Consider the following 10,875-nt stretch of genomic DNA (forward strand, 5'->3'; position numbering starts at 1 on the left):
GTCAAAGCGGGTGACCATGACCTGCTTGAGCAGCCAGTGATGCTGTTCAAACACCCCTTCCTGCGCCTGGAGGATATCGATCAACCTGCGCTCGGGCGTGAAGCGATAGAGGGTAATGCCGGTGAGGGCGCCATCGTTGCGCACCCCGTTGATGTTGACAAAGTTATTGCCATCGCGGGCCCACACCCCGTAGGCAGAGACCGTCAGTCGCCCCTCAGACAGGGCGCCCGCCTTGATATCATCCGCCATCCGCTTGGCGATGGGCGCCACATACTCACCCATCAGGCCCACCAGTATCATCAAGGGGATGGCAGTCTTGAGCGCCGCCATCACGATACTGATCTTGGAACGCCCCACCGCCTGCATCACAACCAGCTCCGAGCTGCTCGCCAACTGGCCCAGCCCGATGAGCCCACCCAGCAGGGCGGCCAGCGGGAAGAACTGAACCGCCTCCTTGGGCATGGAGAGCATGACGAAATAGAGCGCATTGATCATGTCGTAGTTGCCTTCCCCCACGGCTCTGAGCTGCTCAACATATTTGATGAGCGCAGCCAGCCCGACCAGGGTCAGTTGACACAACAGGATTGCCATGAAAATGACCCTGCCGATATATCTATCGAGAATGCCAAACATCAGCCGAGATTCCTAAGTTGCAGCATCATACTGATTCGCCTTGAAATACTGTGCATAAAACAGGAGCGATACCGCGCTGACCCATTTTGATATGCCTGTCGAGAATGCCAACCATCAACAGAGGCTCCTAAGTTGCAGCATCATACTGATTTTCTTTTGAAATAGAGAGTCTTGATCCCGTTCCACCAGCTGGTGCCCTGCAGGTTGAGCGGCAGACCGATCAACAGCAGATAGGCCAGCGGCACCAGGAACATGCCCGGCCAATGAGGCAGGCGTCCGCTGTCGATGGCCGAGCGCGCCGCACTGAGCAACAGGAAGTAGGAAAGATAGAGCAAGATGGCAGGCAGCAGCTTGGCATAGCGCCCCTGACGGGGGTTGACCCTGGCCAGCGGCACCACCAGGAAGGTGAGTACCAGGATGGAGAGCGGCAACGACAGGCGCCACTGCAACTCGGCCATCATGCCGTTGTCCTGCGTACCCAACAGATCCAGAGTCGGCTTGGCAGCCGCCTTGCGGCTGGAGCGCTCCATCTCCTGCTGGCGGATCACCAGGCTGAACTCATCAAATTCGGAGATCTGGAACTGCTTGCTGCTGAAGTGGCCCTCGTAGCGGGAGCCGTCCTTCAGGGTCAGCCACTGCAGGCCGTTCTCATCGACCGTCACCACCCCTTCCGTCGCCACCACCACAGAGGGCGGTTTGCCCTCCTGAGAGCGCTGCAGCACGAAGATCTTCTGCAGCCGGGAGCCCTTGTCGTTCAGCTCCTGGATGTAGACAACGAGCCGCCCCTTGTCGAGCTCCATGAAACGGCCCGCCTGCAGGAAGGAGATACCCGGATCGGCCTTGAATTCGTCGATTACCTGATACTCGCGCTCCTTGGCCTGAGGGGCGATCCAGCCGGTATTGAAAGCGGCGATGGCCGCGGTCAGCAACGCCAGCACCATGGCACTGCGCATCACAAAGCGGTGGCCGAACCCCACCGCATGCATCACAGTCATCTCACTTTCGGCATACAGGCGACCGTGAGCAAACAAGATGGCTAAAAACAGGCTGATAGGCAGCATCAACAGCGCCATATTGGGCAGGTTGAGCAGCAACAGGGTAGAGACCAGGCGTGTTGGCACCTCGCCATCGGCAGCATCACCGATGATCTGGATAAATTGTTGACTGACAAAGATAAGCAGCAGCACGAACAACACTGCCAGCTGGGTTTTCAGGGTTTCCCTGAACAAATATCGGAAAACGATCACAGTCATTCCCAAGTAAACTTGTGTTTTTAGTTGAATGCCTGAAAAATAGGGCCGTATATTGGATTTTTACCAGTTTGAACTGCGGAGCCTATGGCTGTTCGCTCCGCCTCTGATACCCCAACAAGCACCGCATTATTCAATAAAAGGTGCCTTTTGTCTTTAGGATGTAGGAGATTCCATGGAGTTCAGTGTAAAGAGTGGCAGTCCTGAGAAGCAACGCAGTGCCTGCGTCGTGGTCGGCGTGTTCGAGCCGCGTCGTCTCTCTCCGGTTGCCGAACAACTGGACAAGATCAGCGATGGCTACATCAGTTCGCTGTTGCGCCGTGGCGACTTGGAAGGGAAACCAGGCCAGATGCTGTTGCTGCATCAAGTACCAGGCGTGCTCAGCGAGCGCGTATTGCTGGTCGGTTGTGGCAAGGAGCGGGAACTCGACGAACGCCAGTACAAGCAGATCATCAACAAGACCATCACCACCCTGAACGAGACGGGTTCCATGGAAGCGGTCTGCTTCCTGACAGAACTGCACGTCAAGGGTCGGGATACCTATTGGAAGGTGCGCCAGGCGGTGGAAACCACCAAGGCGGGCCTCTACAGCTTCGATCAGTTCAAGACCAACAAGGCCGAGCCGCGCCGTCCGCTGCGCAAGCTGGGGTTCAACGTCCCGACGCGTCGGGAACTGACCATAGGTGAAAAAGCCATCTCCCACGGTCTGGCGGTGGCGAAAGGGGTGCGGGTCTGTCGTGACGTGGCCAACATGCCGCCCAACATCTGCAATCCGGCCTATCTGGCTTCCCAGGCTCGTCGTCTTGCCGATGCCTTCGACAACATCACCACCAAAGTGATCGGTGAGCAGGAGATGGCCGAGCTCGGCATGAACTCCTATCTGGCAGTGGCCCGTGGCTCCGACAATGAGGCCATGATGGCCATCATCGAATACAAGGGCAATGCCGATGCCAAGCCCATCGTGCTGGTCGGCAAGGGTCTGACTTTCGATTCCGGCGGCATCTCCATCAAGCCAGCCGAAGGCATGGACGAGATGAAGTACGACATGGGTGGCGCCGCCTCCGTGCTCGGCACCATGCACGCCCTGGCTCAGTTACAGCTGCCCATCAACGTCATCGGCGTGCTGGCCGGTTGCGAGAACATGCCGGGTGGCAACGCCTATCGCCCGGGTGACATCCTCACCTCCATGTCCGGCCAGACCATTGAAGTGCTGAACACGGATGCGGAAGGTCGTCTGGTGCTGTGTGATGCGCTCACCTATGTGGATCGTTACGATCCCGAGACTGTCATCGACGTGGCGACCCTGACCGGTGCCTGCATCATAGCGCTGGGCCACCACACCACGGGTCTGCTGGCCAACCACAACCCGCTGGCTCACGAGCTGCTCAACGCCTCCGAGCAGGCCGGCGATCGCGCCTGGCGCCTGCCGCTGTTCGACGAGTATCAGGAACAGCTGGAGAGCCCGTTTGCCGACATGGCCAACATTGGCGGGCGTCCGGCTGGCACCATTACCGCTGCCGCCTTCCTGTCACGCTTCACCAAGAAGTACAACTGGGCCCACTTGGATATCGCCGGGACCGCCTGGAAGAGTGGCAAGGATAAAGGCTCCACCGGTCGTCCGGTGCCCCTGCTGACCCAGTTCCTGCTCAACAGGGCTGGCGTGGATATCGAAGAGAAGGAGTAACTCCCCTGCTCCTTCCGATGGCTGCATCGGAAGCGCGGGAGTTGCCCAGTACCACAAGGAAGAGGCCCGCCTCTTCCTTGTTTCATTCTTGAATCAGTGAGTGGCAGGCGGGAAAACTCCCTGTCAGCCTCTTCGGCGGTCAATAGTCCGTCACCGCAAACGGGATCAACCTGATGAGCCAAGTGACCTTTTACCTGATGAGCGAGCCGGATGACGCGCAGGCCACCGCCGTCGAGCGGCTCGCCTGTCAACTCGTGGCCGATGGCTGGAGCGCGGGCCATCTCTACCTGCTGTGCGACGATGCGGCTCAGGCCCTGCGCCTGGACGAGCTGTTGTGGCAACTGCCACCGGAGCGCTTCGTGCCCCATCAGTTACAGGGTGAGAGCGGTCAGGCACCGGTGGAGATCGGTCATCAACCGCCGAAGCGGCGCTATGCTCGCCTCATCAATCTGGCCAGTGCGACACCTTTGTTTGCAGGACACTTCGCTCAAGTGGTAGATTTTGTCCCCACTGATGAAACTCAAAAGCAGCAAGCCCGCGAGCGCTACAAGCACTATCGCCAGGCAGGCCATACCCTCGAAATGAGGGATCAGCCCGTCCTTGCCGCACAGGATCCAGCGCAGCCATGACTGCAACCTATTGATCCAAAAAAAAGAATCAACACCAGACTCCATCCATCCAGATTACGGCGAGACCATGGAAAAGACTTTTAATCACAACGCCATCGAACAGGCGCTCTATCAGCACTGGGAAACCCAGGGTTACTTCAAGCCCCACGGCGACACCAGCAAAGACTCCTTCTGCATCATGATCCCGCCGCCGAACGTCACCGGCAGCCTGCACATGGGCCATGCCTTCCAGCAGACCCTGATGGACACCTTGATCCGCTACAACCGCATGCAGGGCAAGAACACCCTGTGGCAATCAGGCACCGACCACGCCGGTATCGCCACCCAGATGGTGGTTGAGCGCAAGATCGCTGCAGAAGAGGGCAAGACTCGCCACGATTACGGCCGTGATGCCTTCATCGACAAGATCTGGCAGTGGAAGGAAGAGTCCGGTGGCACCATCACCCGCCAGATGCGCCGTCTGGGCGACTCGGTAGATTGGGAGCGCGAGCGCTTCACCATGGATGAGGGTCTCTCGAGCGCCGTGCAGGAAGTGTTTGTCCGTCTCTACGAAGATGGCTTGATGTACCGCGGCAAGCGTCTGGTGAACTGGGATCCGAAACTCAACACCGCCATCTCCGATCTGGAAGTGGAAAACCGCGAGATCAAGGGCCATATGTGGCACCTTCGCTATCCGCTGGCCAACGGCGCCAAGACAGCCGAGGGTCAGGATCACCTGATCGTCGCCACCACCCGTCCGGAAACCATGCTGGGCGATACCGCCGTGGCAGTGAACCCGGAAGACCCGCGCTACAAGGCGCTGATCGGCCAGCACATCCTGCTGCCGCTGGTGAACCGTCTGATCCCCATCGTCGCCGACGAACACGCCGACATGGAGAAGGGCACCGGCTGCGTGAAGATCACCCCGGCCCACGACTTCAACGATAACGAAGTGGGCAAGCGCCACAGCCTGCCGATGATCAACATCTTTACCTTGGACGCCCACGTGCGTGCCGAGGCCGAAGTGGTCGATACCAACGGCAACCCGAGCACCGCCTACGACACCGCCCTGCCGGGCGAGTTCGCCGGTATGGAGCGCTTCGCCGCCCGCAAAGCCATCGTGGCCAAGCTGGATGAGCTGGGCCTGCTGACCGAAATCAAGGATCACGTACTGCAACAGCCCTACGGCGATCGCGGCGGTGTGCCCATCGAGCCGATGCTGACCGACCAGTGGTACGTGCGCGTGGCACCGATGGCCAAGACCGCCATCGAAGCGGTGGAAGATGGCCGCATCCAGTTCGTGCCCAAGCAGTACGAGAACATGTACTTCTCCTGGATGCGCGACATTCAGGACTGGTGCGTCTCCCGCCAGCTGTGGTGGGGTCACCGCATCCCGGCCTGGTATGACGACGCCGGCAATGTTTACGTGGGCCGTGACGAGGCGGAAGTGCGTTCCAAGCACAGCATCCCGTCCGTGACCGTGCTGCGTCAGGACGAAGACGTGCTCGACACCTGGTTCAGCTCCGCCCTGTGGACCTTCTCCACCCTGGGCTGGCCGAACAACACCGAAGCACTCAAGACCTTCCACCCGACCGACGTGCTGATGAGCGGCTTCGACATCATCTTCTTCTGGATAGCCCGGATGATCATGATGACCATGCACTTCATCAAGGACGAAAACGGCCAGCCGCAAGTCCCGTTCAAGACCGTCTATATCACCGGCCTTATCCGTGATGAAGAGGGCCAGAAGATGTCCAAGTCCAAGGGCAACGTGCTGGATCCGCTCGACATGATCGACGGCATCTCACTGGAAGATCTGCTGGAGAAGCGTACCGGCAACATGATGCAGCCGCAGATGGCCGAGAAGATCGGCAAGCGTACCGCCAAGCAGTTCCCGGAAGGGATCGACGCGCACGGTACCGACGCCCTGCGCTTCACCCTGGCGGCGCTCGCCTCTACCGGTCGTGACATCAACTGGGACATGAAGCGCCTGGACGGCTACAACAACTTCTGCAACAAGCTGTGGAACGCCTCCCGCTATGTGCTGATGAACACCGAAGATCAGGATTGCGGTTTCTCTTCGCAAGGCAATGGCGGCGAGATGCAGTTCAGCCTGGCGGATCGCTGGATCCAGTCCCAGCTGCAAGTGGCCATCCGTGACTTCCGCACCGCGCTCGACACCTACCGCTTCGATATCGCGGCAGGCGTCTTGTACGAATTTATCTGGAACCAGTTCTGTGACTGGTATCTGGAGCTAACCAAGCCGGTGCTGGGCAAGGGGTCCGAGGCTGAGCAGCGTGCCACCCGTCACACCTTGGTGACTGTGCTGGAAACCCTGCTGCGTCTGGCGCACCCGATCATCCCGTTCATCACCGAGACCATCTGGAAATCGGTGGCACCGCTGACTGGCGTGCACGCAGACACCATCATGCTGCAAGCCTTCCCCGAGTTCGATGCCGCCAAGGTAGACGACACCGCCATGGCGGATCAGGAGTGGGTGAAGGAGTTTATCGTCAGTATCCGCAACATCCGCGCCGAGATGAATGTGGCGCCGAGCGTTGCCTTGAACGTGCTGCTCAAGTGCGATGCCAAAGATGCCCAGCGCGCCGGTGACAACGAGGCTTTCCTCAAGTCCCTGGCCCGTCTGGAATCCATCCGCGTACTGGCGGACGGTGAAGTGGCTCCCCTGTCAGTGAAGAAGCTGATCGGTGCCACCGAGCTGATGATCCCGATGGCCGGTCTCATCGACAAGGACGCCGAACTGGCCCGTCTTGCCAAAGAAGTGACCAAGCTGGTCGGCGAGTGCGCCCGCATCGAAGGCAAGCTCGGCAACGAGGCCTTCGTGGCCAAGGCGCCGGAAGCCGTCATCGCCAAGGAACGCGAGAAGCTGGAAGAGTACCGCGCCCAGCTGGTGACCCTCGAGACCCAGCAGGCCGAAATCGCCGCTCTGTAAGGCAGCTGAGCTGCATGAAAAAGCCCCCCTGCAGCAGGGTAATACAAGCCGGTTAAGGGCATGTGAGGCTCAGCCCGCGAGGGATAAGGGCAAAAGAGTGAGGGAGGCATCATGCCTCCCTCTTTTTATTGGATGCCAGTCAGGGCAAAGGTGCCAGCCACATTGACGCGTTAACCATGGCACAGTTCCTGTTATTCAATATTTCGGATATTTAGTCACAAAAATGGTTAACTGACTGGCATTCCCCTCCCGCAGGGGGCTTTTTGTTGCCATAAATCCCTTCTCACGGCCTTTCTTCGCCCCTTTGTACAAAATTAGCGAGCCAAATCACCTGCTTTCACAAGCACATCGCCCCCAAATTCATTACACTGCCAGCGATCTTTTCTACTCGGAGTGCTGTTGCAGTATGGAAATATTGATCCTGTTTGGATTGATTTTGCTTAATGGCGTATTTGCCATGTCGGAAATCGCCATCGTTACCGCACGCAAGGCTCGCCTCAGCAAGATGGCGAGCGAAGGCAGCGACTCAGCCGCCATTGCCCTCAAGCTGAGCGAAGATCCGACCCATTTCCTCTCCGCCGTCCAAATCGGCATCACCAGTATCGGCCTACTCAACGGTATCTACGGCGAATCACTGCTGGCTCAACCGCTGGCCTTCTGGCTACAAGAGTGGGGCATGGCCGCCAAGAGCAGCAGCCTGCTCGCCACCGTGCTGGTCATAGTGGTGATCACCTACCTCTCCATCATCGTCGGTGAACTGGTGCCCAAGCGCCTCGGCCAGCTCAACGCCGAGCGCATCGCCTGTCTGGTGGCTCGCCCCATGTTGTGGCTGGCGGCCATCACCCGCCCCTTCGTCTGGTTGTTGTCCGCTTCCACCAAGGCCAGCCTGCGCATCCTGCGCGTCAGCCAGGAGGGCGGAGCTAACGTGACCCAGGAGGAGATCCACGCCATGCTGGTGGAGGGCTCCGAAGCCGGGATCATCGAAGATCATGAGCACACCATGCTGCGCAACGTGTTTCGTCTCGACGAGCGCAGCCTCTCCTCCCTGATGGTGCCACGCAGCGATATCCGCTATCTGGATCTCGCCCTGCCGCTGGAGGTGAACCTGCAACGGCTGGTGGAGTATCGCCATAGCTTCTTTCCGGTTTGCGATGGTAGCCTCTCGGATCTGGTGGGCATACTCAACGTCAACAAGGTACTGCACGCCTACATCAAGGGGGAACCCATCGATCTGGCGGCCCTGACCCAGGATGGCAGCCTGTTACCGGAGACCCTCAATGGCCTGGAGCTGCTCAATCACTTCCGTGCCCACTCCGAGCACATGGTGCTGGTGGTGGACGAATACGGTGAACTGCAGGGGCTGGTCACCCAGCAGGATCTGCTGGAGACGCTGGCGGGTGACTTCCAGCAGGATAACAGCGATGACAACTGGGCCTTCCAGCGCACCGATGGCAGCTGGCTGCTCGATGGCCTCATTCCGCTGCCGGAGTTGAAGGACTGTCTGGGACTGGTTCGACTACCGGAAGAAGAAAAACATCACTATCACACCCTTGGAGGGCTTATCATGCTGCTCCTTGGCCGTGTTCCTCAGACCGGAGATTTGGTGGCTCTGGAGCAGTGGCAACTGGAAATTGTCGACATGGATGGTCTGCGCATCGACAAGGTGCTCGCCATGCCCTTGATCGATCAACCCAGCTAATTTACGCGGAGCTTGTGAGTATGGAGCAGTTTTACCAACTGGCTCACGCCTTTATGCATCAGGATCTGGCGACGCTGTCCGATCCCAAGATGGCCTTCATGGTCTGCGGCGTGTTGCTAACTTTTCTTGTGCTGGAGAACGGGTTCATCCCCACCGCCTTCCTGCCCGGCGATAGCCTGCTCATTCTGACGGGTGTACTCATCTATCAGGACGTACTCCCCCTTGGTATAGTGCCACTGCTGATCCTGGCCACCTTCGTCGGTACCTGGTTCGGCTATATGCAGGGACGCTTTCTGGGCCATACCCGCATGTACCATCGCCTGATGTCCCACATGGACGACAAGCACAAGGAGAAGGTGTTCTACCTGCTCAACAAATACGGCATCCTGACCCTGATCACGGCCCGCTACATCGCCTTCGTGCGCACTGTCTACCCCTACATAGTCGGGGCGACCGAGATCCCGCAGGGGCGCTTTCTCGTCGTCAATCTGGTCAGCTCCATCATGTGGATCACTCCGCTGGTGAGCCTGGGTTACTACCTGAGCCACACCAAGCTCGCGGCCAAGTACGAGTCACAGTTCCTCAGCATCATTCTTTACCTGCCGCTGGTACTGCTGGTCGGTGGTATTGTCGCCCTCATCTGGCGCTGGCTGAGCAAAAGTAAAACCGTCACCCCACGGGATTGAGACAAATGAAAAAGGCCATCGCAAGATGGCCTTTTTTTATCGAAATAATGGCGAATTCCCCCTGATACCCTTGTAAAGCAGGGGTAAAAATGAGTGAATCTACCGCCTTTTTTTCGACGTGAACGGAGTCGGTAGTATGCGGTGTCGGGTTAGCGCAATGGCGCTGGTATATGCATTGGTTGGACTGCTGGGCTTGCCGGCAGCATTGGCTGCCCCCAACCCGGCCAAACTGCAGTTGCAATCGAGCAGCGCACTGGTGATGGACGTCAATACGGGCAAGACCCTGTATCAGAAGAATGCCACCCAGGTGCGGCCGATCGCCTCGCTCACCAAGCTGATGACGGCGCTGGTGGTACTGGATGCCCGTCAGGATCTCAACCAGACCCTGACCATAGATCAGAATGACAGGGATGCCATCAAGCACACCTATTCCCGGGTCCGCTTTGGCAGCAAGGTCAGCCGCCGCGATGCGCTGCACCTGGCACTGATGTCCTCCGAGAACCGGATGGCCTCGGCCCTGGCACGCCACTATCCCGGTGGACGTCCCGCCTTCATCCGCGCCATGAACAACAAGGCCAAGCAACTTGGCATGCGCAACAGCCGTTTCTACGACTCCACCGGCCTGTCGACGCGCAACGTTTCCACCGCCCAGGATCTGGCCAAGCTCATCTCTGCCGCCTATCGCCAGCCGCTGATCCGTGAATTCACCCAGGACACCGACAAGGAGATGCGTTTCAGCACCCCCGCCTACAGCCTGATGTTCAACAACACCAACCCGCTGGTGAAAAACCCGGACTGGGATGTTCGCCTCTCCAAGACAGGTTTCACCGACGAGGCGGGCCGCTGCCTGGTGATGCGCGCCAAACCCGACCGCCAGGAGCTGGCCATCGTGTTGCTCAACTCGGTGGGCAAACGCACCCCTATCGGCGATGCCAACCGCATTCGCAAGTGGCTGAAAAGCTGAGTTGCCAACCCGGAATTGGAAAAGGATGCTGCGGCATCCTTTTTTATTACCCGTAAAACACCACAGCTGGCGGTACAAGAGGTTGGCTGTTACCCCCTGAGCGATGGCATGGCACGCTATCCCCCGTTGCAACAACAGACATACAGCGCGCAGGCAGAGGCGGTAAAAGAGACAGGGTATAACCCCGATCAGAAGAGCGGCACCAAATAACGGGAAGCGAAGCAGAAGAGATGGCAAGAGCAGATCGACAGGACAGTGAACGACCCGTCACCACGGAAGCAGATCCGCACCGCAGAGGTGAATTTCGCACATAAAAAAACAGCCCCGACCTGAGTCGAGGCTGTCTGTATGGTGCGCCCGGGAGGATTCGAACCTCCGACCACCTGGTTCGTAGCCAG

8 protein-coding genes are annotated in these 10,875 nt (G+C 58.7%); 6 read left to right on the plus strand and 2 right to left on the minus strand.

All coding sequences use genetic code 11. The features are described 5' to 3' along the window. Both lptG and lptF read right to left on the minus strand, forming a co-directional pair. Positions 1 to 633: LPS export ABC transporter permease LptG (gene lptG, locus AAC083_RS00720; RefSeq protein ID WP_108537823.1), on the minus strand; the 633-nt coding region annotated here is incomplete at its 3' end. A gap of 140 nt (positions 634 to 773) precedes the next feature. Then, complete coding sequence (lptF, locus tag AAC083_RS00725; protein WP_181364874.1) at positions 774 to 1,886, minus strand: LPS export ABC transporter permease LptF; 1,113 nt, start codon at positions 1,884 to 1,886, stop codon at positions 774 to 776. A 172-nt stretch (positions 1,887 to 2,058) separates the two neighbouring features. Between lptF and pepA the strand changes: the two genes are divergently transcribed. The 6 genes from pepA to pbpG all read left to right on the plus strand — a co-directional run bounded on the left by pepA (position 2,059) and on the right by pbpG (position 10,477). Next, on the plus strand, positions 2,059 to 3,567 hold the full coding sequence (gene pepA, locus AAC083_RS00730) for a leucyl aminopeptidase (protein WP_108537820.1): 1,509 nt from the start codon (positions 2,059 to 2,061) through the stop codon (positions 3,565 to 3,567). A 173-nt stretch (positions 3,568 to 3,740) separates the two neighbouring features. After that, positions 3,741 to 4,196 (plus strand): DNA polymerase III subunit chi, encoded by a 456-nt coding sequence (locus AAC083_RS00735; protein WP_108537821.1) that lies wholly within the window; start codon positions 3,741 to 3,743, stop codon positions 4,194 to 4,196. A gap of 67 nt (positions 4,197 to 4,263) precedes the next feature. Then, a complete protein-coding gene (locus tag AAC083_RS00740) occupies positions 4,264 to 7,128 on the plus strand; it encodes a valine--tRNA ligase (protein ID WP_108537825.1) in 2,865 nt (954 codons plus the stop codon). Positions 7,129 to 7,534: 406 nt separating this feature from the next. After that, the gene (locus AAC083_RS00745) at positions 7,535 to 8,827 is read left to right on the plus strand and encodes a hemolysin family protein (RefSeq protein WP_042035240.1); all 1,293 of its coding nucleotides are present in this window, start codon (positions 7,535 to 7,537) and stop codon (positions 8,825 to 8,827) included. A gap of 20 nt (positions 8,828 to 8,847) precedes the next feature. Further along, complete coding sequence (locus AAC083_RS00750; RefSeq protein WP_042035242.1) at positions 8,848 to 9,513, plus strand: DedA family protein; 666 nt, start codon at positions 8,848 to 8,850, stop codon at positions 9,511 to 9,513. A 136-nt stretch (positions 9,514 to 9,649) separates the two neighbouring features. Next, complete coding sequence (pbpG, locus tag AAC083_RS00755; RefSeq protein ID WP_042035244.1) at positions 9,650 to 10,477, plus strand: D-alanyl-D-alanine endopeptidase; 828 nt, start codon at positions 9,650 to 9,652, stop codon at positions 10,475 to 10,477. The last annotated feature ends 398 nt before the right edge of the window (positions 10,478 to 10,875 follow it).

The sequence above is a fragment of the Aeromonas sp. HMWF014 genome, from assembly GCF_963878295.1.
Taxonomy (GTDB): domain Bacteria; phylum Pseudomonadota; class Gammaproteobacteria; order Enterobacterales; family Aeromonadaceae; genus Aeromonas; species Aeromonas popoffii.